The sequence below is a fragment of the Pseudoalteromonas sp. P1-8 genome (assembly GCF_001399985.1).
Taxonomy (GTDB): Bacteria; Pseudomonadota; Gammaproteobacteria; order Enterobacterales; family Alteromonadaceae; genus Pseudoalteromonas.
In genome coordinates this window covers 90,062-114,630 of sequence record NZ_LJSO01000010.1, presented here as the reverse complement: position 1 = coordinate 114,630, position 24,569 = coordinate 90,062, and the positions used below count along the sequence as shown (strand labels likewise).

General features: G+C 42.5%; 26 protein-coding genes. 13 read left to right on the top strand and 13 right to left on the bottom strand.

Annotation, left to right across the window (positions count from 1 at the left end; all coding sequences use genetic code 11):
• Positions 1-99: 99 nt before the first annotated feature.
• From AN213_RS14640 to AN213_RS14615, 6 genes are all read right to left on the bottom strand, one after another.
• Complete coding sequence (locus AN213_RS14640; RefSeq protein ID WP_055198965.1) at positions 100-3,204, bottom strand: efflux RND transporter permease subunit; 3,105 nt, start codon at positions 3,202-3,204, stop codon at positions 100-102.
• A complete protein-coding gene (locus AN213_RS14635) occupies positions 3,201-4,658 on the bottom strand; it encodes an efflux RND transporter periplasmic adaptor subunit (RefSeq protein WP_055198964.1) in 1,458 nt (485 codons plus the stop codon). Before AN213_RS14635 ends, AN213_RS14640 begins: the two co-directional genes overlap by 4 nt.
• Entirely contained in the window at positions 4,651-5,973 is a 1,323-nt protein-coding gene (locus AN213_RS14630) for a TolC family protein (protein ID WP_055020902.1), read from the bottom strand. Before AN213_RS14630 ends, AN213_RS14635 begins: the two co-directional genes overlap by 8 nt.
• Before the next feature lie 104 nt (positions 5,974-6,077).
• Positions 6,078-6,431, bottom strand: a complete 354-nt coding sequence (locus tag AN213_RS14625) for a hypothetical protein (protein ID WP_055020901.1) — start codon at positions 6,429-6,431, stop codon at positions 6,078-6,080.
• 43 nt (positions 6,432-6,474) lie between these two features.
• Positions 6,475-7,089 carry a paraquat-inducible protein A gene (locus AN213_RS14620; RefSeq protein ID WP_055020900.1) on the bottom strand — a complete coding sequence of 205 codons (615 nt, stop codon included), beginning with the start codon at positions 7,087-7,089 and terminating at the stop codon, positions 6,475-6,477.
• 54 nt (positions 7,090-7,143) lie between these two features.
• Entirely contained in the window at positions 7,144-8,421 is a 1,278-nt protein-coding gene (locus AN213_RS14615; RefSeq protein WP_055198963.1) for an EAL and HDOD domain-containing protein, read from the bottom strand.
• Between the two features lie 104 nt (positions 8,422-8,525).
• Between AN213_RS14615 and AN213_RS14610 the strand changes: the two genes are divergently transcribed.
• From AN213_RS14610 to AN213_RS14600, 3 genes are all read left to right on the top strand, one after another.
• Positions 8,526-9,290, top strand: coding sequence for an ABC transporter substrate-binding protein (locus AN213_RS14610; protein WP_054563515.1), 765 nt, complete (start codon positions 8,526-8,528; stop codon positions 9,288-9,290).
• Between the two features lie 79 nt (positions 9,291-9,369).
• Positions 9,370-9,936 carry an alkylphosphonate utilization protein gene (locus AN213_RS14605; protein ID WP_054563514.1) on the top strand — a complete coding sequence of 189 codons (567 nt, stop codon included), beginning with the start codon at positions 9,370-9,372 and terminating at the stop codon, positions 9,934-9,936.
• A gap of 150 nt (positions 9,937-10,086) precedes the next feature.
• Complete coding sequence (locus tag AN213_RS14600; RefSeq protein ID WP_055198962.1) at positions 10,087-10,896, top strand: META domain-containing protein; 810 nt, start codon at positions 10,087-10,089, stop codon at positions 10,894-10,896.
• A gap of 56 nt (positions 10,897-10,952) precedes the next feature.
• On the opposite strand, the gene AN213_RS14595 is transcribed toward AN213_RS14600, so the two are convergent.
• Positions 10,953-11,792, bottom strand: coding sequence for a 23S rRNA (adenine(2030)-N(6))-methyltransferase RlmJ (locus tag AN213_RS14595; protein ID WP_055020897.1), 840 nt, complete (start codon positions 11,790-11,792; stop codon positions 10,953-10,955).
• Positions 11,793-12,032: 240 nt separating this feature from the next.
• Between AN213_RS14595 and AN213_RS14590 the strand changes: the two genes are divergently transcribed.
• From AN213_RS14590 to AN213_RS14550, 9 genes are all read left to right on the top strand, one after another.
• Positions 12,033-12,263, top strand: coding sequence for a cell division protein ZapB (locus tag AN213_RS14590; RefSeq protein ID WP_054563591.1), 231 nt, complete (start codon positions 12,033-12,035; stop codon positions 12,261-12,263).
• Complete coding sequence (locus AN213_RS14585; protein WP_054563511.1) at positions 12,263-12,550, top strand: cell division protein ZapA; 288 nt, start codon at positions 12,263-12,265, stop codon at positions 12,548-12,550. The genes AN213_RS14590 and AN213_RS14585 overlap by 1 nt, the downstream gene beginning before the upstream one ends.
• A 68-nt stretch (positions 12,551-12,618) precedes the next feature.
• Positions 12,619-13,605 (top strand): MBL fold metallo-hydrolase, encoded by a 987-nt coding sequence (locus tag AN213_RS14580; RefSeq protein ID WP_054563510.1) that lies wholly within the window; start codon positions 12,619-12,621, stop codon positions 13,603-13,605.
• 28 nt (positions 13,606-13,633) lie between these two features.
• On the top strand, positions 13,634-15,130 hold the full coding sequence (locus tag AN213_RS14575) for a LysM peptidoglycan-binding domain-containing protein (protein ID WP_095209769.1): 1,497 nt from the start codon (positions 13,634-13,636) through the stop codon (positions 15,128-15,130).
• 63 nt (positions 15,131-15,193) lie between these two features.
• Positions 15,194-15,682 carry a peptidylprolyl isomerase gene (locus tag AN213_RS14570; RefSeq protein WP_054563509.1) on the top strand — a complete coding sequence of 163 codons (489 nt, stop codon included), beginning with the start codon at positions 15,194-15,196 and terminating at the stop codon, positions 15,680-15,682.
• A 9-nt stretch (positions 15,683-15,691) separates the two neighbouring features.
• Positions 15,692-16,417, top strand: coding sequence for an SDR family NAD(P)-dependent oxidoreductase (locus AN213_RS14565; protein ID WP_055198961.1), 726 nt, complete (start codon positions 15,692-15,694; stop codon positions 16,415-16,417).
• On the top strand, positions 16,414-17,256 hold the full coding sequence (locus tag AN213_RS14560; protein WP_055198960.1) for an amidohydrolase: 843 nt from the start codon (positions 16,414-16,416) through the stop codon (positions 17,254-17,256). Before AN213_RS14565 ends, AN213_RS14560 begins: the two co-directional genes overlap by 4 nt.
• Before the next feature lie 44 nt (positions 17,257-17,300).
• A complete protein-coding gene (locus AN213_RS14555) occupies positions 17,301-18,848 on the top strand; it encodes a S41 family peptidase (protein WP_055020894.1) in 1,548 nt (515 codons plus the stop codon).
• 8 nt (positions 18,849-18,856) lie between these two features.
• Positions 18,857-19,231, top strand: coding sequence for a hypothetical protein (locus tag AN213_RS14550; RefSeq protein ID WP_055198959.1), 375 nt, complete (start codon positions 18,857-18,859; stop codon positions 19,229-19,231).
• 64 nt (positions 19,232-19,295) lie between these two features.
• Here AN213_RS14550 and AN213_RS14545 read toward each other — a convergent pair whose 3' ends face one another.
• The 4 genes from AN213_RS14545 to AN213_RS14530 all read right to left on the bottom strand — a co-directional run bounded on the left by AN213_RS14545 (position 19,296) and on the right by AN213_RS14530 (position 22,344).
• Positions 19,296-20,471, bottom strand: a complete 1,176-nt coding sequence (locus AN213_RS14545; protein WP_054552450.1) for a mandelate racemase/muconate lactonizing enzyme family protein — start codon at positions 20,469-20,471, stop codon at positions 19,296-19,298.
• Positions 20,472-20,480: 9 nt separating this feature from the next.
• Complete coding sequence (locus AN213_RS14540; RefSeq protein WP_054552449.1) at positions 20,481-21,248, bottom strand: class II aldolase/adducin family protein; 768 nt, start codon at positions 21,246-21,248, stop codon at positions 20,481-20,483.
• 129 nt (positions 21,249-21,377) lie between these two features.
• Positions 21,378-21,701 (bottom strand): c-type cytochrome, encoded by a 324-nt coding sequence (locus tag AN213_RS14535; RefSeq protein ID WP_054552448.1) that lies wholly within the window; start codon positions 21,699-21,701, stop codon positions 21,378-21,380.
• Positions 21,702-21,804: 103 nt separating this feature from the next.
• Positions 21,805-22,344, bottom strand: a complete 540-nt coding sequence (locus AN213_RS14530; protein ID WP_055198958.1) for a DUF2058 domain-containing protein — start codon at positions 22,342-22,344, stop codon at positions 21,805-21,807.
• A gap of 232 nt (positions 22,345-22,576) precedes the next feature.
• Here AN213_RS14530 and AN213_RS14525 point away from each other — a divergent pair, with 232 nt between their 5' ends.
• A complete protein-coding gene (locus AN213_RS14525; protein ID WP_054563500.1) occupies positions 22,577-23,713 on the top strand; it encodes an MFS transporter in 1,137 nt (378 codons plus the stop codon).
• Here AN213_RS14525 and AN213_RS14520 read toward each other — a convergent pair.
• Positions 23,680-24,180, bottom strand: coding sequence for a prolyl-tRNA synthetase associated domain-containing protein (locus AN213_RS14520; protein WP_054563499.1), 501 nt, complete (start codon positions 24,178-24,180; stop codon positions 23,680-23,682). The two genes, AN213_RS14525 and AN213_RS14520, sit on opposite strands and share 34 nt — an antisense overlap.
• Entirely contained in the window at positions 24,181-24,567 is a 387-nt protein-coding gene (locus AN213_RS14515) for a hypothetical protein (protein WP_054563498.1), read from the bottom strand.
• Positions 24,568-24,569: the final 2 nt, after the last annotated feature.

Below are 24,569 nucleotides of genomic sequence, written 5' to 3'. Positions count from 1 at the left end.
ATCACACCAGCAATAAACCCATTAATTTTCAAGCACTTAAAATAAAACGTGTAACTTGCAGTAAGTAAAAGCGTACAAGTTACACACTGACTGTAAAATTTATAGATGGCGTTTACGCCATATAAAATAAAGCGCAGGTAACACTAGTAGTGTTAAAACTATGGCACTGAGCATCCCGCCGACCATAGGCGCGGCTATTCTGCTCATCACCTCACTGCCCGTTCCAGTGCCATAAAGCACTGGCAATAACCCTATGATAATAGTGGCGACTGTCATCATCACTGGTCTAACCCGAAGGCCCGCACCATTGATGATTGCTTGGCGCAGTTCTGTAACCGTAAACTGTGCTGATTGCGCTTTCGCATCTTGATAAGCTTGGTTGAGATAAACCAGCATAATTACGCCTATTTCTACGGCAACTCCAGCTAAGGCAATAAAACCAACCCCAACAGCAACCGAGAAGTTAAAACCTTCAAGGTACATCAGCCAAATACCGCCTATCATGGCAAGCGGTAAGGTCAGCATGATCATTGCCACCTCAATAAAGCTTCTAAAATTGAGATATAACAGCACCACAATGATTGCCAAAGTGAGTGGCAATACATAACTGAGTTTGGCTTTTGCGCGCTCCATATATTCATATTGCCCCGCCCACGTAATTGAGTAACCAGCAGGTAGCTCAAGTTGCTCATGCAGCGCTTGTTGCGCACGCTCAACATAACTGCCGATATCACTGCCTTCAATGTCGATTAAGCTCCAGCCATTAATACGTGCATTTTCACTTTTAATACCCGGCGGGCCATCTTCGATAAAGACTTGGGCAACATCAGCCAATGCAATACGCAGTCCGTTTGGTGTCACTATTGGTAACAACTTAAGTTCTTCTGGCGAGTCACGATAATCTTGCGGGTAGCGCAAGTTAACCGGGTAACGCTCTTGCCCTTCAACCGTTTCGGTCACATTCATACCACCGATAGCGGTGGCAACAACCTGTTGTACATCAGCAATGTTTAAACCGTACCGTGCTGCTTTTTCACGGTTGATATCGACTTTGATGTAGCGACCACCGGCAACACGCTCAGAGTAAACCGAAGCCGTGCCCGGTAAATCTTTTAAGATGACTTCAATTTGCTCACCGATTTTTTGAATTTCACTCAGCTTTGGCCCTGCTACTTTGATCCCCACAGGCGTTTTAATACCAGTGGCAAGCATGTCGATTCGGGTTTTGATTGGCATAACCCACGCATTGGTAAGCCCTGGGAACTTAACCAGATTATCGAGCTCTTTTTTCAGTTTCTCGGTTGTCATACCCTCGCGCCACTGTGACTTTGGCTTTAACTGAATAAAGGTTTCGATCATGGTCAGCGGCGCAGGATCTGTTGCAGTATCCGCTCGACCTACTTTACCAAATACCGACTCAACCTCTGGCACACTGGCAATTAGCTTATCGGTCTGCTGTAAGATTTCACGGGCCTTACCTATTGAAATACCTGGGTAAGTAGTTGGCATATACATTAAGTCGCCCTCATCAAGGGGAGGAATAAACTCACTACCAATTTTATTAACCGGGTAAAAGCCAATAGCAGCCAACACTAATGCCAGTACCAATGTTGTTTTCGGTACTTTTAATACCGCATTTAACAAGGGTTTATAGGCTGCCACTAATATGCGGTTTACAGGGTTTTTCTGCTCCGAAATAACCTTACCGCGAATAAAGTAGCCCATTAATACCGGCACCAGTGTAATCGCTAAACCAGCCGAAGCTGCCATCGCATAGGTTTTTGTATAAGCCAGTGGCGAGAACATTCGCCCTTCTTGTGCTTCAAGAATAAACACCGGCATAAAGCTGACAGTGATGATCAATAAACTAAAGAATAACGCGGGCCCGACTTCTGCGGCTGAGTCCATCACCACTTGCCAACGATTTTCATCGGTCAGTGGGGTTTTCTCCATATGCTTATGCATATTTTCTATCATCACGATAGCGCCATCGGTCATTGCACCAATGGCAATCGCTATCCCGCCAAGCGACATGATATTGGCGTTTATACCTTGCCAATACATCACCACAAAAGCCGTTAAAATACCCATTGGCAACGTGATAATGGCTACGATCGATGAGCGTATATGGAATAAAAACACGACACACACTAAGGCCACGACAATTAATTCTTCAATTAACTTTGAGCTTAAGTTATCAAGCGCTTGGGTAATAAGGTTTGAGCGGTCGTACACAGGGATGATTTCAACCCCCTCTGGCAGGCCTTTTTTGAGCGACTCTAGCTTTTCTTTTACGAGTTTAATGGTTGCTTCGGCGTTTTCTCCAAAGCGCATCACAACCACACCACCAGTTACTTCACCCTCGCCGTTTAGTTCGGCAATACCACGGCGCATTTGCGGCCCAAGTTTTATATCAGCCACATCACGTAATTGCAGTGGCGTGCCATTGGCATTAGTACCCAGCGGAATGGCTTCTAAATCTGCGACACTTTTAATATAACCTGTGCTTGATACCATGTATTCAGCTTCAGCCATTTCGACCACTGAGGCACCACGCTCTTGGTTACCTTGCTTAATTGCTGTTTGAATTAAACTCAGCGGAATACCATAAGCACGCAATTTATCGGGGTCGACATTCACCTGATACTGCTTAACCATACCACCAACAGACGCTACTTCTGATACACCCGGCACCGTTTGCAGCTCAAACTTTAAAAACCAATCTTGCAGGCTGCGTAGCTGACTAATATCGTGCTTACCGGTTTTATCCACCAGCGCATACAAGTAAATCCAACCCACACCTGTTGCATCAGGGCCAAGTTCAGGCCTTGCTGAATCTGGTAAGCGAGCACTTACTTGACTCAAATACTCTTGCACCCGACTACGGGCCCAATAAAGGTCGGTGTCTTCGTTAAAAATAACGTATACATAAGAGTCACCAAAAAACGAAAAGCCCCTTACCGTTTCAGCACCCGGCACCGACAACATGGCTGTAGTGATAGGAAACGTTACTTGATCTTGCACCACTTGAGGCGCTTGTCCTGGGTAAGACGTTTTTACAATAACCTGTACATCAGATAAGTCAGGCAAGGCATCAACTGGGGTATTCTTTAAAGAAAAAATCCCAAAGCCCGCCAACATTAAAGACAGCAGTAATACAAAGAAGCGATTACCGACTGACCAACGGATCACGGCAGCTATCATTGCATTTCTCCTTGCATAGGGTGGCTCATGGTCATGATGTCAAAAATCACAAACTCACCGTCTACCAACTTAAAGGTAAAATGCACTTCATCATCACTTTGTAAACTAGACATATCGATACGCGGCGAAAAATGAAATTCCATAGTTGCAGCCTCGCGTCCCCACTTAGGGATAGCCTCACGACTGATCACGGCTGTGCGGGCTTCACGGTCAATACTGTTGATCACGCCATTGACCATTGCGCTGTCACTATCTGGCTCTTGCATACGCATAAAGTCAGAACTCTTACTTGATTCGGAATCTATTAAGAACTGCGCTGAAACCACTACGTTATCGTCTTTCAATAAGCCTGATAAAATTTCGACATCATGATTATCACTACGACCTAGCGTCACAGCCACTGATTTAAAACGCCCTTCACCTAAATCAATCACCACACGGTCTTGGGTACCGGTGCGGATCACCGCTTCTTTTGCTATCACTAATTGCGGCTCAGTCGGCTTGGTAGTAATACTCACTTCAGCAAACATATTTGGTTTTAGTAAGCCATCTTGGTTAGCAAAACGTAATCGCACGCGAAGGGTACGGTTTTTCTCATCAAGGGTTGGGTAAATATAATCGACCTTGCCTTGCCAGCGCTTACCCGGTAAGTAATCTAAGCTCATAGTAACTGGCAAGCCTTTATGAATTAGCCCTGCTTGACGCTCAAAAACTTCAGCCTCAACCCACACTTCTTCTAGGTGAGCAATACTCATCATGGTTGTGCCCGGTTTCACAAAGAAACCTTCGCGGATATTTAACTCATCCAATACGCCACTTTGCTTGGCATAAAAGGTAATGTTTTGTCTGACCTTTTGGCTTTGCTCTAATTGGGTAATAAAATCGTCAGAAACATTCAGTGAGGCTAAGCGTGCTTTTGCGGCACGTATAAGCACTGCATTGTTACGTTTAAGGGCAAGCAATAGCTCTTCTTGTGCATTCACTAGCTGTGGAGAATACAAGGTATAAAGTGGCTCGCCTTGCTTAACTTGGTCACCTGCAGCTTTTACATATAAGGTTTCTATCCAACCTTCGACACGAGGGTGAATATGCACGAGTTGGTCTTGGTCGTATTGCACATAACCAACCGTATCAACCGTCGTTTGTAATGATTTAAACCTTACGGGCGCTGTTCTTACCCCTAAGTTATTAACGACTGCTGGTGAGATTCTCACAGTACCAGGGCTGTCTTCAGCGCTACTTTGCTCCTCATAAACGGGGACTAATTCCATACCCATTGGCGATAAACCCGGTTCATCACGGCGGTAATTACTGTCCATAGGCGCCACCCAATATAAGGGCTTTTTCTCAGCGCTTGGCATAGCTTCATGATCTGGCTCAGCTAGTTTATTTAAAGCCGTTGCCAATGCCGCACCTACCGCCAAGGCGATAACTAATTTCACTGTATTATTCATTGGTAGCTCCTTGGCTTTGTGCTGCATTTATTTGGTTATCTTTTGCTGCTGCGTAATAGTTAAGGCGAGCGAGGGTTATTTGTTTGTCTATTTCGATATTCAATGCATCAATTTTTGCGTTAAGTTCGCTGATGCGTGCACGCATCACTTCTGAAAAGTCACCATCATCGTTGGTGTAAGCATTTAAAGTCGCTTCGGCTTGCTCCGCCATTTGCGGTAAAAGCTGCTGTTGATATAGTGCTTTGCGCTGAGCAAGTCGGCTTAGTTGGCTAAGCTCTTTAAAATACTGACCTTGCAGTTTTTGTAGGGTAATAAGTTTGTTGGTTTTTACCGCCTCGGCATTAGCTATTGCGGCATTAACTTGTTGATCTTGACGGTTATCAGTAAACAGCGGTAAATCAACACTTACCCCAATAGAGAATAAGTCAGCGCGAGAGTCACCCATCGGGGTATCATCACGATAGCCATAGCCTAGGTTCATACCAAATTGCGGCTTATACGCTTCTTTAGCCACTTTCACTTGGGTGTTTTTGGCACGCATAGCATGATCAATAGCAATAATTGCCGGGTGATTCATCAGCACTTCAGTCACCCCCGATGGCGCAAGCTCTTGATAAGCCATTACTGCGGTCACCTTGGTATTTTCATCGCTCACTGCACCGTTTAGCATTTCAATAGGTAGCCATTGTGCTAGTCGTTTTTTTGCACTATCAAACTGTTGCTCTAACATCACCAGCTTATCTTCAAGCCGAGTCAGCTCTAGCTGGGCGCGAATAATATCCTGCTGGCGAGTCGCACCAAGTGTATTGGCATAGCTTGCTTCTGTAATATCAATAAGCTGATTAAATAAGGCTTTATCTTGGCTGATCAGTTGAATGCTTTTTTGTGCGCGATAGGCATTTAGCCATGCTTCGCTAACAATGGCTTTAATCTGTGCTTGGCGGTCAGCTCTTAGCCAAGGGTATTGTTCAGCCGATTGTTTTAAAGCTTGTTGCTGTAAGGCAAGACTATCACCTCGGCTAAATTGTTGTGACAAGCCCACTTTGAATTGCGTCATACCCTCTTGGTCAAAGGCAAAGCCATCGGTTGGTAAGTTCATGAGTCCAACGGTTAACACTGGATCTGGCAAGGTACCTGCCGCAATGCTTTGCGCTTCTATCGCCTGTTGCTGGTATTTATTTGCCTGTAACCAAGGCTCGTGAGTCAATGCATAATCAATCACCTGATTGAGCGCCAATGGCTCTGCTTTCACTAAACTTGAGGTTATCAATACTGCGCCTAGAGAAAGCGCCTTAATCAATTTGCTGTGAATCATCACATGCTCCAAAAATCTTAAAAATGGTTAAAAAACAATAGATTTTGGGTGCAGAATAAGGAGTATTTCAGCGTTTTACTGAATTTTAGACAGACCTATCCTGCTTAAGCAGTAATAGGTGGACGATATAAAGAACTTGCGTGGAAACTAAGCTGGCTGGCGCCTAACACGGTGACTTTTTCTGATTGCTTAATTGATTTAACAACTAAATCATTTAACGGCAGGAGCGAATGAGCTGTACAGGCATTGAACGGACACGCACAATCGCTGTTATCCATTACGTCTTCATGGCAACAATCCATATCACTCATGTCGCTGTCAGCACTCATATTAGCATGATGATCCATCTGCATACTGGCATGTGGCATATCACACACCATAGCAACAGACGCAATTGACTGACCCACAAAAGTGAGCAGCATCATAGCTATCAATAAGTAGCTTGAAAGTCGCGTCATCATCATACCTTAAAAATTAATTGCCCAAATTGTAGCCCAAAATTTACGCGCTCGACAAGGGCTTATCTATTTTTATGTTACTGCTGGCAGCAATAGCAAACAGGCAATAGCCAGTAAAATACCAAAATCCATCCCCCAGTTCGGCATGCATTTTGATTAGCTCGCCCATTTGCCCATCGGCATTACCAGCCAAATAAGACACGATTAATGCAATCACAAACACATCGACCATGCTCCATTTACTTAGGCCCTGTATGAGTTGACCGAGCAAATGCTTAAATCTATTCGCAGGTAAAAAACAATAAAGCAATTGCATCAGGAGTTTTAAAGTGGGAATAACAATCGAGAACACTGCAACAAGCGCGGCAACAAGGTAATTTTTGTTATTGGCGAGCTCATTCACGGTGCCCCAAATGCTGCGTGTTTTTTTGTAGGCATCTATTTCACCTTCGAGCTTATCAAGCCCCAACATGCTTGAAGCCATCATTAACACGCTACGGGTATTGCGATCGCCTTCATCGGCAATCATTTCAATACCTGTTTTGGCAAGCTTAGATTTATCGATTTTTCCTTCTAGGGTGAGCACAGGCTGGGTTACACCAGGAATTAGTAACGCCAAGGCAATTAAAATAGCCAGTACTGGAAAAACAACACGCATTAGTTACAAACCTTTTTAATACTCAGAGCCCGCATCATAACGAACTCTGCACTTTTAGTCTGTAACCGATGATAAGCTTGCGAACACTTCATCGGCATAAGCACGGGCATCGTACATAGCTTGAAAAACCACATCCATCTTTGACGCAGGGCGGATCATCATTAGCAGCTCATGAGCAGTTTGCCATTGCTCTTCTTCCATCGCCTTAACAAGTTGTAAGCTCGCACCTTGCATGCCATTAAAGTTTAACAGTGCGCTCGAAAGCTCACTACCCAGTGAAAACTCTTTGGCAATGATATCAAGCTCCATATCTAAAATAGCATCAAGTACGGATAGTAAACCGACTAAATAACCCTGCTCAGCTAGGTCTTTACCACCGGGTTCAAGCATCAGCGCAATAAACTTAGCTCTTGTTAAGCCCAGTTTAGTTAGCTCTTGCGGTTTATCATTGCCTAACTCGCTCAGCGCTAATACCCGTACAAATTGTCTAATCGCGTCTTCACCAAGGTAAATAACCGCTTGTGAAATCGAACGAATTGTTTGCTGACTATTGCTTATACGAGCATTAACTAATTTTAAAATGCGTGCTGTAAGGCCTATATCTTTAGCAACTCGTTGTTGAATTGCGTCAAAATTTAAATCTGTTTGCGCAGTACAGTTAAGTAATTCAAGCACGGCAACTTTTGATGGTTCAACATTACCAAAACTTAAAAGCTCTGGCTTGGCAAAAAAGTAGCCCTGAAACAGGTCGCAACCTGCTGCTTTTAGTTGCTTAAAGTCTTCATAAGTTTCAATGCGCTCCACTATGATAGTGGTTTCTGGGAAGCTGCGTTTGAGCTTTTTGATCATCATGTTGGTTTTGATAATCGGCTGCGTGACTTCAAGCTTAATAAAATCCATTAAAGGTAAAATATCTTGCCATTTATCTGTGCCGTCGTAATCATCAAGCGCAAACAAATAGCCTTCTTGTTTTAACTGCTTAACGCGGCTCACTACTTTTGGAATGCTAGTAGCCCGCTCCACTATTTCGATAACCGCACTGCGTGGTTGCAGCAACTTAGGGAAATCATCCAAAATAGCGTCGGTCGATAGGTTGATAAACGCAGGTTGAAAGCCCGTTAGTTTTTCGAGTCCCATCAACATTAATGCGTTAAAAAACAGCCGTCCCGTTGCTTGACCATCACTGGTGCCTACCGGAAAGACATTATCACTCGATTCTCTATACAATAATTCGTAAGCATACAAACTTCTATCAGCATTAAATATTGGCTGCCGGGCTATATACTGAGTCATGCTCTGACTTTTGTTACCTTCCATACTTAATTCTGACATTCTACTTCTCACTTAGATGTGGCTATCTCCACATTACTATTGTTATAAGTATAGTGAAAGATGTTTGCCTTGCTAAAAAACAAAAACCCAACCAAACTAGGTACATGAAAACGAATTCAATCAGACCATTGCGCTTCTCTAACTCGATTTTCTTAATTTTACTTTTTCTTACTCAAGCAGTTTTGGCTGAGCAGCAACCTGTACTGAAATACAATGTAACCGGCTCTGGGAACTACTATCCTTACTATATTGATGATAAAAGCAATCCAGGGATCCTTCCTGAAATTATCAAACAAGTTATGCTGCTTGCTGATATTCAAGTGCAGCATGTCGAGCTTCCTGCAAAACGAACCGTTAAATACCTTCACCAAGGACATATCGATTTTGATGTCATAAGCCCCGAATGGCTGAGCCAGACAGAAAAACAAAATCCACAGTTTAGTTACTCAAACACCCTGTTTGCCGTTGAAGAGTATCTAGTGAGCTTAAAAAGCTCTGTGGCTCAATGGCAGCAACTCAACAGTATTCGTAATCAACCCGTAGGGACTGTTTTAGGCTATTACTATTATGACGATAACCGCTTTAAACGGGTTGATTTTCACTCTGAACAACAACTCATTCAGGCGTTAAAAATGCAACGAATTGAGGTCGTCATAATTGATAAACTGCCAGCATTATATTGGGCTGAGCAATTTGATGCAGATATCAGCTTTGGTGCATTACATTCGCTAGGTAATCTAAAAATTCGCCTGCGCAGTGAGCATCAATCATTGTTACCAAAAATAAATACAGCAATCAAAGAACTTAAAAATTCTGGCCGCTTAGATGCCATAATCAATAAATACACAAAAAGCATACCCCTACAATAATTAGGGATATTCCGCTTTGGACCTGCTTTTGCTATAATGCGCGCTGTTTTTCTTACCTTGTTAACTAAAAGAGCCTCCTATGAGCATTGAACAAGCCCTAATCGAACGCAGTAATAACCAATGTGAACTTTGCACTAATACAGACAATCTATCTGTTTACGAAGTGCCACCTGTTACAGAGGCTCATTCTGATAAATGCATTTACGTTTGCCAAACCTGTAAAGATCAAATTGAAAATAATGCTGATTTAACTGCAAACCACTGGCATTGCTTGAACGACAGCATGTGGAGTCAAACACCGGCTGTACAAGTTGTGGCTTATCGCATGTTGAAGCGTTTAGCTGCTGATAACGGTTGGGCACAAGACGCACTCGATATGATTTATCTTGAAGAAGACACGTTAAAATGGGCGCAAACAGCCCTAGCTGAAGATGACGATATTAAACACATCGACAGTAATGGTGTTGTACTTCAAGCGGGTGACACTGTGACACTTATTAAAGATCTTGATGTGAAAGGCAGCAGCCTTGTTGCTAAGCGTGGCACAGCAGTAAGAAACATTGGCTTAACGAGCAACCCAGAACATATTGAAGGCCGTGTTGATGGTCAACGCATTGTTATTCTGACCAAATACGTGAAAAAATAACGAGCACTCAATTTGCTTTTTAAAGCGAATCCGTAATTAAGAAAATGGGCCTAGTGCCCATTTTTTGTTAATTAAGCTATGATTAAGTCAGCGAACTTTATGCTTATTCAATTACAAAGACGCATAACCCTAAAACGCAAGGAAACAATCATGGCTTCGGATACCATCTCATCTTTCAAACGCGCTTCTCTATGCAGTTTAATGATCTTAGGGAGCAGCTTAGTATTAACAGGTTGTGGTGAAGACTCTGCCGCACCACAAGCTGAGCAATCAACAATGAAAACCCTCAATACTCAGGTTATTTATTTAGACCGCAGCATGCTGCCACCGGGTTCAGTATTAAAAGTACAACTTGCTGATGTATCAAAAATGGATGCCAAAGCAGAGGTTATCAGCGAGCAAGAAATTGAATTAAATGGTGCGCCACCATATAACGTGGCACTTGAGTATGACGAAAGCAAAATTGCTGACCGTCACCGCTATAGTGTGAGTGCACGCATTGAGAATCAAGGTAAATTACTTTACATCAGCACCACTCACAATAATCCATTTGCCGAAGATGCGACGGATGATGTGTACAAGGTGACAGTGACAAAAGTATCAGCGAAAAAGCCAGACGTGACATTGACCAATACGTATTGGAAAGCAGTTACAATCAGCGGTGAGGCTATCACCGTTGAAAATAAAGAACCTTTCGTACAGTTTAAAGACGATGGTTCAACCAATGGTCACTTAGGATGTAATAACTTCTCAGGTAGTTACGAGGTTAACGAGCAGACGCTTACATTCAACCCATTAGCAAGCACCAAAAAAATGTGTGTATCACAAATGGATATTGAAGCGGCCATGTCTGCAGCACTTGCGGCAACAGCTAAGTACTCTATCAATGGTGAACAGTTAACCTTGTTAGATGATAGTGATGAGCCACTTGCGACCTTCGCAGCGACTTATATGAATTAACAACAGTTAAATAAAAAAACGCCCAGCAATTGCTGGGCGTTTTTGTATTGGAGAAATTATTCTTCAACTAACTGTTCACTGCGATAAAAACCACTGCTATCGCTTAGTAATGAAACAAGCTCTGGTAATACCGCATCCATTGTTTGCTTTAGTTTCCATGGCGGGTTGATCACTATCATACCCGATGCTGTCATACCGTGAACGTCGGTGTCTGCCTCTGTTGCAAGCTCGAAAAGCTGAATGTTACGCATACCCGATGCGATTAAACCCGCTTCCATTCTGTCAATTCGCTCACGATCTACAACCGGATACCAAATCATGTACGTTCCAGTTGCAAAGCGTTTATGCGCCTTAACAAGAGTGTTAACAACCGTATCGTAGTCGTTTTTAATTTCGTATGGAGGGTCAATAAGCACACAAGCTCGACGTGATGCTGGTGGTAATAAACCAATTAAGCCTTGAAAGCCGTTTTCACCACGTACGCGAATAGAACGCTTACCTTTCATGTTGTCTTGCAGTAACTCTAAGTCACGTGGATGCAACTCAAAGAACCAACCGTTATCTTGGCGACGTAAAAAGTGCTCTGCAATTTTTGGCGAACCAGGGTAAAAATCTAAATTACCATTTGAGTTAAATGATTTAATCAGCTCAATATACTCATTAAGTGCATTGTGTTCACTGTTATGCTGCCAAAGCTTAGCAATCCCATCTAAATACTCTTGTGTTTTTTGTGCATCACTGCCTGCAAGTTCAAAAAAGCCAGCACCTGAGTGGGTGTCCACATAATCAAGCGGTTTGTCTTTAATTGTTTGGTATTTAAGAACTTCAGCTAGAACAAGATGTTTTAGAACATCAGCAGGGTTACCTGCATGAAAAGAGTGTCGATAACTAAGCATATTTATAAGTCGCCAAATGCAAAACTGCATTAAAAATGAATAGCCATATTGTACATGATAAACAGAAAATGATCCTAGCATCTGGCGTTTTGGTGAATCATAAATGAATAAAAAAGCCGCTACGCTGAATTACACCTTAATAATAAATAAAAATCCTCTAAAACGGCCGTAAATGCTGGCATATCAAGACACTTTCCTTTACATTTGCATGACAATAATCACAGTTTTATGAGCGCATTTATGAATAACGAAACTCTTTCCCAACTCGAACAACTGATCGACAAGTTAATTCTTCGCAACAGTGAACTTGAAAGCGAAGTTAAAAGCTTACAAGAGCAAAACTCTAAGCTTTTAGATGAGAACGAAACTCTGCAATTAGAAGTACTAGAAAACGAAGAGAAACAAAAAGATACAAGCAGCACATTGACTGGTCTGCTTGAGAAATTACAAAGCGTTCAACAGGCTAGCTAATGAGCGGTCCACAAAGTCAGCGGGTCACCGTAGAGCTACTAGGTAAAGAACATGAGTTCTCTTGCCCACCTGGGCAAGAGCACGCCCTAGTTGCTGCTGCACAAAATTTGAATGACTTAGTGGAGCAAATGAAACAACGCTCATCGGTTCGCAATGACCAAAAAGCGTTGCTGATGGCAGCATTACATTTAAGTCATGAATTGCTTGAAGTTAAATCTCAACAAGCAGAACAAGAGCAACAACATGACAGCTTAATAGATAAGCTCAGCCAGCACCTTAGTATTTAGAAAAAAGCGCATCCTGCGCTTTTTTTGTTTACAATCAATTCTACTAACCACTATCAGAGCGAAACACTATGCGATTTTGTGCTTTTTTGATCTGTCTTTTCGTAAGCTATAGCGCCCAAGCAAGCGTTAGCTGGCATAGCATCAGTCCCGAAATCCAATTTCTACAACAACAAAATAAACTGCGTTTTTACGATTCGAATCAAGTGCTGATTGAAGGTAAAGAATGCGCATTAATGTTTGATGCCAGTGGTAACTTTGCCGAAGTAGAAAAGCTCGCAGTGCAGTTAAAAAAACGCTTAAAAACACCATTATGTTATTTAGTAGCGAGCCATTATCATGATGATCACCTGCTAGGCTTGGCCGTTTTACAGGCTGAGTTCCCTGAAGCTAAGCTTATTGTGCATCAGCAAGTAGCAACTGAGTTTGTAGCGATGCAGCAAGCATTGACAGATAAATTAGATGGTTATGAAAAAAGTATTGAATTGAGCTATCAACGCCTTGCCAATCAACCTGAAGATCAACAAGCTATTTGGCGCGACAAACTAGAACTTGCTAAAAAACGCTTATTTCGCTGGCGAGAGCTCACCTTAAAGCCACCAGCGATTAGCATTACTGAACCAACACAGCTAGACCTTGGTAATTACCCTATCGTTATTACACCGTATCAAGCGCACACTAAGGGCGATCTCACTTTAAGTGCAGATCAAGGTCGCGTGCTGTTAGGTGGCGATATAGTCGACAGCTTACCCTATCCTGGGCATGGTACGTTTTCTAGCTGGATAACCACGCTGCAAGGTATCCAAAAAAATACCACACTGACAACAATTTTACCGGGTCACGGTAAGCCACTGACACCTGCTGAACTTGCACTCCCTTTAAGGTTTTTAAAAACCATTCAAGAGATGACAAATTCCTCGCCAGATAAACCAGTGAGTGAATTAATTCCGCTTTTTCCTGCAGAGGTTAAACAGCAATACCAGCTTGATGAAGTGGGCGAAAGAGCGTTTTCTATGTTTCTAGAAGCTGGACTTAAACAAAGCAAATTGTCAAAATAGGGCTAAAATAGTAAAAGGATTTTATTATATGGCTCAAGTAAGTTTGAAATATTTACTTTTGCTGAGCTTGTTTATTGGCTTACAAGGATGCCAAGTAACTCAGCAAGAAACAGAACAACAACGGGCAAGGCCGGAGATTTTTAGCCATTATGAGCCCGATTTAACAACCCAACAAGCACCTAGTGAGTTTGTCGATTCAACAGCTGTTGAACCACGTCCTGTTGCTGCGCCCATAGCAGTCAATAATACCCCGCTAGCAAAGCCTCGCTCGAAAGATCTATGGCAGCATATCGCCAACAATTTAACGCTGGTATTTCAAACCAATAAACATACATCTGCACGAGTAAAATGGTATTTAAAACAGCCCAATTACCTGATTAAAGTAAATAAACGTGCGGCACCTTATTTGTATCATATCGTCACACGTATCGAGCAACAGAAGCTACCGATGGAGCTGGCCCTATTACCCTTTGTTGAAAGTGATTTTAGACCAACAATACGATCATCAGAGCAAGCCGTTGGTGTTTGGCAGTTAGTCGGCGCAACGGCTTATCATTTTGGTGTGCAAAGCGACCAATGGTATGACGGCCGCCAAGACATACTCGCTTCAACCGATGCCGCTTTAGCTTATTTAAGTTACTTACATAAACGCTTTGATGGTGACTGGCTGCATGCCCTTGCAGCCTATAACAGTGGTGAAGGACGCGTTAAAAAAGCTATCGCAAAAAATAAAAAGCTTGGCAAAAAAACTGACTATTGGTCATTATCACTACCAAAAGAAACCGCTGAATATATACCTAAACTTTTGGCACTTAGCTATTTACTAAAGCATCCTGAACAAGGCTTAAAGCGCCCTAAATTAGCGAATAAAGCACTCACCACAGAATTTGATGTTGGCCAGCAATTTGATTTTTCGGTGATCGCTAACTTATCTGGCGTGGGGCATAACCAGCTCCACAAATTAAACCCAGGATATTTAAAAAACCAAAGCTCGCCAAATGGCCCACATACTCTGCTTTTACCTATGGAGCGCCGCACCTTGTTGCAAAGTAAGCTGTTTCGCAACAACTTTGCCGGTGAGTATATAGTGCAAAAAGACGATACCCTTTATGGCATTGCCAGACGCTTTAATATGTCTGTAAAGGATCTGAAAGCGCTTAATAGCAAAACAAGTAACCTGATTAAGGTCGGTGAACAATTGCGCTTATCACAGCCCCAAACCATGCCGGAATCACTTATGGTTGATTACAATATCAGCCCTTACCTTGAACAGCATGAGGAAGTCATCGCAACCATTGCGGTTGATTACCTAGTCAAACCAGGTGATTCAATTTGGAGTATCAGTCAGCTATACGACGTGCCTCATAAAGACGTCGCAACGTGGAATAAACTCAGTGCCACTAGCATTTTAAAACCAGGCACCATTTTGACATTGCACCTACCGCAAGCAAAACCCGCTGAGCCGCAAGTACCAGCCAGCGAAGCCATGTTGTCAGGCATTGAAAGCTCGTTGAAAAAGCCTTGATTGCTCACTCTTTGTGGTTAGCGTAAAATCAGCGCCTATATTTAAATTCTAAAGAGAAATAACATGCAGATCAGTAAAGACGCAGCGGTTGAGTTTCACTACACACTTAGTGAAGCAGGCGAGCAAATCGAATCAAGTAAAGATGGCGAGCCACTTTCATATATCCATGGCACTGAAGGCATGCTTCCTGGTCTTGAAAAAGCCCTTGAAGGTAAATCGGCTGGCGATAACTTTAGCGTAACACTTGAGCCTAGCGAGTCTTACGGCGAGCGAGTTGATAACCTTATTCAACGTATTCCACTTAAGCACTTACAAGGTAACACAAAAGTGTGGAAGCCAGGTATGACTGCAATCGTTCATTCAAACCAAGGTCGCCACCAAGTGACTATCGTTAAAGTGGGCCGTTTCAATGCTGATTGTGACTTAAACCACCCATTTGCTGGTAAAACACTAACGTTTGATGTTGAAGTGATTAATGTTCGCCAAGCAACTGCCGAAGAATTATCACACGGCCACGTGCACGGTGAAGGCGGTTGTGGCCACAGCCACTAAGGGTAAATGATGACAAACGTTGCAATTGTCACTGGTGGCAGTAAAGGTATTGGCAAAGCTATTGTTGAGCGTTTAGAGCGTGAGGCCTACACAGTATATAACTTAGATATCACCCCGTCTGAGGGCAATTATCACTACTGTGATGTCAGTGATGTTCAGCAGGTGAAGTCAGTTATCGCTGATATTATTGCCAAGACGGGTCGCGTCGATGCCTTAATCTCTAATGCGGGTCGTCATTTAAGTGCCAGCATCGAAAATACTGATGAAGCAACGTTTGATGCCCTGTTTGCGCTCAATGTGAAAGGTGCCTATGCAGCAATTCAAGCTGTATTACCTAGCATGAAAAGCCAGCAAGGCGGCAGTGTTGTATTGGTTGCCTCTGATCAGGCAATCATTGGCAAACCAAACTCGTTTGCTTATAACCTTACCAAACATGCGCTAGCTTCAATGGCAAAAACGACAGCACTCGATTATGCCGCGTTTAATATTCGTGCTAATGCGGTTTGTCCGGGTACGATAGAAACACCACTGTTTCATAATGCGATCGATGCATATTGTCAGCGCAGTGGTGCCAACAAAGCAGAAATTGTTGCTGAAGAAGCCGCACTGCAGCCGCTAGGCCGTTTAGGGCAACCAGAAGAAATTGCAGCTTTGGTGAATTTTTTAATAAGCCCAGAAGCAAGCTTTATAACTGGTAGCTTACAAAGCATTGATGGTGGATACACCACGCAATGAGCGACAAAATTATTGACCCACATGTGCACTTTTTTAACCTCACTGAGGGTCAATACACTTGGCTACAAGGTAACAATCCCCCCGCTTGGCCAAATCTAGATAAAATAAAAAAGCAAATTACTGCTTCAGAGCTTAAAGCCGCTTGCCCATTTCAACTAGAAGCGCTGGTGCATATTGAAGCTGGCTTTGATAACCAAGCGCCAGTGAATGAGCTTAATTGGCTTGCAAAGCATTTAAATGACATTCCCTATCGCGCAATCAGCTACAGCGCGATTGACGCATCTAGCAAACACTTTGAAGCGTCACTCAATGAGTTAAAGCACTCATCTTTGGTTGGTATTCGCGATATAACCGAAGGTGATGAAGCAAAGCGCTTATTAACTCCTCACTGCCAAGATAACCTAGCCATGCTCGCAAGCGAAAACTTACACTTTGAAGCACAGTTTGAAATTGAAAACATGCAGGTAACCGAGCAGCTTATTAAATATTGCATCGCACTGCCCTCATTACGTGTGGTAATTAATCATTTAGGCTTTATTAGTAATGAGCAAAGATGGCTCGAAGCAATCATTAAACTCAGCCGCTGCGATAATATCGCGATAAAGTTCTCAGGCTTAGAATTCACACAAATTGCCGTAAACAAACACCTTTGGCTGGTTAATAATTTAGTTAAGTACTTTGGTGAACATCGAGTGATGTTTGCCAGTAATTTCCCTGTTTGCCAGATAAATACCAGCTACAAAAACTGCTGGGAGCACTATCACTCATTGTGCTCGCAGTCGAGTTTATGGCATAAACTAAGCTATAAAAACGCCCGCGAAATCTATCTAATTGCTTAAAAACTAGCTATATTCAGGTCAGTAAAGCTGTTTAGGTTGGTGTTATGTTTGTTCATTTTAAAAAGCCTTTAGCTGCTGTAGCAGTTACGTGTTCGCTTATCATTGCAGGCTGTGGTGGTTCTGGTAGCTCAGAGTCAGGGACTATCGATGCTGCTGATATCACATGGACTGAAGGTGTATTTGAGCCATCAAGTAAGTTTGACCAACAATGCCAAGCACTTAATGAAAAGCACTGGCTACGCGCTTGGAGTCACGAAACCTACCTTTGGTATAACGAAATTGTTGATCGCAACCCTGCATTGACTGACGGTGTTTTAAATTACTTTGCCTTATTAAAAACCCAAAACACCACTGATTCAGGTGCAAATAAAGATAACTTTCATGCCAGCTTGCCAACTGATGAGTGGCAAGCTCAGAGCCAATCGGGGCAGTCTTTTGGTTATGGGTTTAAACTTAAGTTAATCAGTGCCAGCGCCCCTCGCCAAGGGATTATCAGCTACACAGAACCTAACTCACCGGCTGCAAACCTCAATCTGAGCCGAGGCTTAGAAGTCATTGAAGTGGATGGCGTTGACTTTGTTAATGCCAGCACCCAAGCTGAGGTTGATGTATTAAATGCAGGCCTCTTTCCATCAGAGTCTGGCAAGGTGACCTCTTTTGTATTCAAAGACATTAATACTAGCGAAATTCGCGAAGTCACTATGACTGCACAAACTATTACAGGCCAAGCAGTTAGCAACATAAAGACCTTCGCCAATGGTGAAGTAGGCTACTTTCAGTTTAATCGCCATAATGCTGTAGCAGAAAAACCCTTATACGATGCCTTTAATAATTTAGCTGCAAGTAACGTTAAAGATTTAATTATTGATATGCGCTATAACCCCGGTGGATTCCTGCAAATGGCCAGCCAAGTTGCTTACATGGTAGCTGGCGAAAGCAACACCACAGGTAAAATCTTCGAGCGCACTATTTTTAATGATCAGCATCCAACGTTTAATCCAATCACTGGCGATCGCTTAGAGCCTGTTTATTTTACTGATGAGTTTTTAGGCTTTGCCGAAAACCCAGCTGTCAGCCCAGGAACCCCATTGCCTTCGTTGAACCTAGAACGTGTTTTTGTGCTGACAACAGGCAGCACCTGCTCAGCAAGTGAGGCAGTGATTAATGGCCTACGCGGTGCCGACATCGAGGTAATTCAAATAGGCGAAACAACCTGTGGCAAACCCTATGGTTACTACCCAACTGATAACTGTGATACTACGTATTTCAGCATTCAGTTTACGGGCGTCAATAATAAGGAATTTGGTGAATATGCAGATGGCTTTGCACCACAAAACAGCAACGATAGCGAGTTTCAACCTGTAATGATCCCAGGCTGCGCTGTTGCTGACGACTTCACTCATCAATTAGGCGATGAAAGTGAAGCTATGCTAAGTACAGCGCTTAGCTATCGTGAGACTGGCCGCTGCCCTGCCGCCACTTCAACGATTAGTGAACAAGGGTTTGCACCGGCTATTTTTACAGACACACCGAAAGTGCTTGATACCCGTACTTCTACCTTGCTTCAGCAAAGTAAAATTTTAGAGCAGTAGGAACCTTAATGAGAGCCCAACTAACTAGTCTATTACTGTTATCGACACTGCTAGGCTGTAGTGCTCAAAGCCAAGAGCCAACACCGAAACTGCAGCATGCGCGGTTAACTGAGTCACAAAGTGAGCTAATAGCAAAAGGGATAGCAAGACTAATGCATAGCACGCCTATCGCTGTAGCCGATGATGCGTTTATAAATAGCAGTATATTAGTGACTGATAGTATGAATGTACTGGATGCGCAAGGTAACCCGATAATGGGTAAACAGCTAGCGATGCCAGAGCGTTTTGAATTATTAATCAAAAATAAAATGTGTTTTGTGCGCCATTTAGATAGTAAAGCGACCGAGCCACTGCCTTTGGTAAAATGTAAACCGATAAACTAATCTAAACTAAAAAACAGATATAAAAAAAGCCCTTACGGGCTTTTTTAAAATATATTAGTGAGTATTACTTAATCTCAACACGTTGTGAGCGCATAACGACTTCATCATTTAATTCAATACCGATACCTGGCTCTTCTGATACTTGGAAGAAACCATTTTTAGGTTGTGGATCTTGAATACACAATTCACGGTTCCATTTTTTAATCGCATAGGTGTGATGTTCGTGAATTAAGAAGTTAGGAATTGCGGTTTCTAGGTGTAACGAAGCTGCAGTTGCTACTGGGCCGCCACACACGTGAGCTTGAATACGCACATCAAAGATATCAGCATAATCACACACTTTTTTAGTTTCAGTGAAACCACCACACAGGCCTAAGTCTGGCTGTAATACATCAATACTTTGATCTTCTAAGTAAGGACGCACACCCCAGCGGTTATACAAACGTTCACCACCTGCAATTGGCACCGCTACTTTGTCAGCAACTTTTGCATGTAATGAATGATTTAAGTAATTCACAGGCTCTTCGTAATACATACAATCGAACTCTTCAGCAATTTCACCAATTTGAATTGCTGATGTTGCGCCAGGTAAACTGTGACATTCAAAAATAATGTCAACTTCGTCACCGACTGCTTCACGAATAGCTTGCATACGCGCGCGATATAATTTCATTTCTGCACGAGAAATAATATTAGTGCGGTCATAATAAGTATTGCCGTTTTTATCGTACTGGATTGGGTCAACTTTTACCGCATCATACCCTTCAGCCATCGCCTTAAGCGCTGCTTCTGCGTATTCTTCTGGGTGAACAAGCGCTTTAAATTCGCTGTCCCAGTCAAACTGTAATTGTGATGCATAAGTACGCAGCTTATCGTTAACTTTACCACCTAATAGCTGGTAAACAGGCAAGCCTAATGCTTTACCTTTAATATCCCAAAGTGCAGTATCAATGGCGCTCATTGCTGCATATACAACAGGACCACCACCTAAACCCCAAAAGCTTTCGCGTAGCATTCGTGACCACAGTTTTTCTGTTTGAAATGGGTCATGACCAATTAAAAAGGCATCAGCCATTTCTTTGATCATTGCCGCAGCTGCGCTATGACCTAAATCATAAGCCAGACCCGCTTCACCCACACCGCTAATACCTTCATCGGTGTGAATACGCACAAAAACAGGTGTCCAAGCAGGTCTGTCTGGACAATGAATATCGAACACTTCGACGCGATTAACTTTCATGGTTACTCCTTACTGAGCAAAACTAGGATCAAGACGATAAGCTTTACGTAACATGGCTGGCCAAGCTAACTGGCCACCTGTGCTGCCGCTATGCACGACATTCGCTTGATTATAAATATTATCGATAATAGGTTGTGGTACCGGGATTGCCGTTTGACCACTGGCTTGAATAGCCAATTGAATTTCACAGGCACGCTGCAAATCATAAAATCGCATAAAGGCATCTCCCACTGTTGGGCCAACAGTTAAGCCACCGTGGTTAACCAATAGCATGTGATTAGTGGTGCCTAAATCATCTTGTAAGCGCTTTTTCTCATCACTGTTTACCGCTAACCCTTCGTAGCCATGATAAGACAATGATGGCAATGAGAACATTGAGTATTGGCTAAGTGGTAACAGGCCTTTTTCTTGCGTTGCAACGGCGATGGTTTCTTTTGTGTGTAAATGAATAACACAGTGAGCGTCATCACGAACTTCATGAATAGCGCTGTGAATAGTGAAACCAGCCGGATTAATTTTAAATGGCGTGTCATCAAGAATATTGCCTGCTAAATCGACCTTCACAAGGTTTGATGCCGTCACTTCATCAAAACTAAGACCAAATGCATTAACTAAATAGTGATCTGTGCCCGGTAAACGTGCCGATAGGTGGGTATAAATTAAATCCCCCCATCGAAAGTGCTCAACTAAACGGTAACATGCAGCTAAATCAACACGAAGCTGCCATTCTTGTTCAGATACTTTATTTTTTAAATCGAGTTTTGGTAAGTCAAACATGGAAAACCTTGTATATGTGACACTGCACAAATAGATGTATAGAAGTCTAAATTACTATTAATGGATGATCAATAGGTGATACAAAAAGGCCACATCAATTGATGTGGCCTTTTCACGCTAAAATGGTGTTTATTTTACTTGTGATAAGTAATCAGCAATTGCAGCCATTTCTTCTTCAGATACGTTTGCAACCATTGCTTTCATCGCAGCAGCCATACCGTTGCTACGCGCACCTGATTTAATGTCTTTCATTTGTGCTAGTAAGTACTCTTTATTTTGACCATTTAATTTAGGGTACTGAGGCATGATAGGCGCTTTACCTTCTGCACCGTGACAAGTTTGGCAAAGCTTAGCTGTGTAAAGTGTTGCACCATCCGCAGCCATAGTGTTGAAAGATAGGCTTGCAGCCATTGCAATGCCAGCCCCACATAAAATTTTCGTGATCTTGCTCATTTGTATCTTCTCTTTTTTGACGGGTTATTAAACATTTTCTTTAGTGTAGACCATGATTTAACAATATTGCACCCGAAAATTGTAACGGCAATAGAAACAGTCACTACCAAATTAAATCATCAGGTACTTCAAAATCAGCATACGGATCATCTTCATCCTTTTGCTTATCTTCAGGCTCAACATGGAACACTATGTAATCTTCGCTGACTTCAGCGACTTTTCGTGCTGGTTCGTCTTCCAGTACAAAAAATTGGCCTTCTAAAACACAAATTGCTAAGCGGCCACCAGAAAGGGCTTTCTGTGTTTTTTCGTTTACTTCAAGTTCCTTCACTTTATTTTGATAAGTGAAGTTAAACGTACGGTCACCACGAATTTCATCTTGATTGTGATGCTCTAAAATCTGTTTAACGCGCGCTACTTGCTCACGTTGTTTTTGCTCTTCTAAACGCGCTTTATTAAGCTCGTCGGCTTTTTTCTGCTGCTCAAGCTTAGTCTGCTCAATATGCTTTTGCAGATCGCTAGGATTACTCGTGGCGCCTTTCTTTTTTTTCTTTTGCTGTTTGCGCTTTTCAGATTTGGCTACTTTAGCTTTATGTGCCGTAGTAAGACCAGCCTTAAGTAATTGATCTTGTAATGACCCCATGACGAAATTCCAATTTATTAATGCGTATTAGGGTTATTTTAATCAGCTCTGCCAACAAATAACAGTACTGAGCCCACTTGATTCACAGCAATCGAGTATATTGATGTGAGATTAACACGCGATGAAATCATGACATATTGATTTAACGCAAGATTTATCATTTTAGTCGCCTTTGAACTTGTAAAAAAACCTGTACCCGATAAGCTAGGGCTTTTCCTCTTGGGAGCTAAAAATGCAGCTGCGACATTTGTTACTTTGCTCTGTGTTTATTTTCTTTGTTTTATACGCCCCACAACCCTTACTTGGATTATTTGCCAGTCATTTTTCTGTATCGCCAGCCACTGCTGGTAGCTTAATGACCGCAACTATGTTGCCACTAGCCATTGCTCCTTTAGTGTATGGCTTGTTTTTAGCTAAGCGAAACCCACTAACAATTCTAAAGATTGCCATGTTTGTGTTAGCAATCAGCTGTATCGCTTTTACTTTAGCACCAAGCTTTGAGTTGCTATTACTGGTTCGTTTTATACAAGGGATCACCCTACCCGCAGCGCTCACTGCCATGACCAGTTATATTGGTGTGACTTTTCAGGCTGACCAATTACAACGTAATATGACACTTTACATTGGCAGCACCATTGTTGGTGGCTATTTCGGACGTATGCTCGCCGCCTTGTTTACTGACTTTTTGAGCTGGCAAAGTTTTTATTATGTGATTGCGCTTGGGTTAGTACTATTTGCACTCGCCATTCCTAAATCAAACAAAGGTGCGAGTATTCATGCTGCAAAGTCTCCGCTGTTGTATCTAAAGCAATTAAAAGATCCGCTGGTATTAAAGCTCTACGGAGCGGTGTTTTGTATGTTCTTTTGTTTTGCGGCACTGTTAAATTATTTACCTTTCATTCTGCAAGACAGTTTTGCTATCACTAACACCCGAGACATCGGACTGGTTTACAGCGGTTATTTGCTTGGTGCACTAGCTTCTATAGCCACACCTTGGTTGTTACGAAAGTCATCAACACCTTGGCGTTTACTAACCTGGGTTTTTGTATTTTATAGCCTGACGATGGTGCTATTGATGAGCCAACAGTTATTACTTTTTGTTATTGCTTTTACTGGCTTTTGTGGCGCAATGTTTGTTATCCACTCAAGTGCCGCTCCACTAGTAAATAAAATCAGCAGCGCACCTGCAAGTGTCACCAATGGCGGTTATGTATCGTTTTATTATAGCGGTGGCGCATTAGGTTCATTATTGCCAGGGCTGGTATATCAGCAACACGGCCAAGTTGCCTTTATGACCGTGCTACTTTTAGTCTGCTTAGTGGGTTTAAGCTTAGTTTATTTGGCAGGTAGAAATACGATACGCGGTTGATGCCCGGTACTTTCAAAAAACAGCTCTAAGTCATCTTTTTTCATCAGCCAAGTGGCGGTATTTTCAAAAGGGTGACAATGAAAAAGCTCGTTAAACCAAATTTCTTGGTCTAGCCAAAGAGTGACATTATTTTGCTTATCGTTTAACAGTGCCAACATAGAAACACAGCCCGGTGGCACTTTAAGATAACGCGCTAATCGCTCATCAGATGCAAACCCTAAACGCGATAACCCCTGCTGCTGAGCAATGGCTTTTAAGTCGAGTTGTTTGTCGTGAGCGGTGATCACTAAAAAGTGGCGCTTACCTTCGTTATCTCGTAAAAACAGGTTTTTTAAACGTGTGCCCGGTCTATCGAGCATAAACTTATCGGCATCTAAGCTGCCGTGTAATGGTGGATGCTCAATCACATCATAATTAATATCTAATTGAGCTAGCGTAGCAGCTAACTTGCTTTTATCTGCATACATTTACAAACAACGTCCTCGTAATTGCACACTTAAATCACGCCATAATACTTCGTCAATAACGTGTTTATCGTCGCAGTATTGTCGTTCTTTAAGCTCTTCATTTAATAATTCAACCGCTTGGTCTTCGAGCATAAGTTTTAAATTGCTCGACTCTTCAAATACTTCTTGCTCGGCAAAATCTTTAAACTGCCTGCGAGTCATTGGCTTATCAAGATTAATCGGGCGTCTGCCCTGTGCTTTAACTGACACCACATAGGCAAAGATTTTATTGCCTTGCTCATCATTTTTTTCGTAAAACTGCTTATTATTGATTTCAAAAGGAGGCGCTTCTTGTTGGCTTGCGCAACCGGCAAGTAAAACAACCAAAAGCCATGCTATTTTTTTCATTA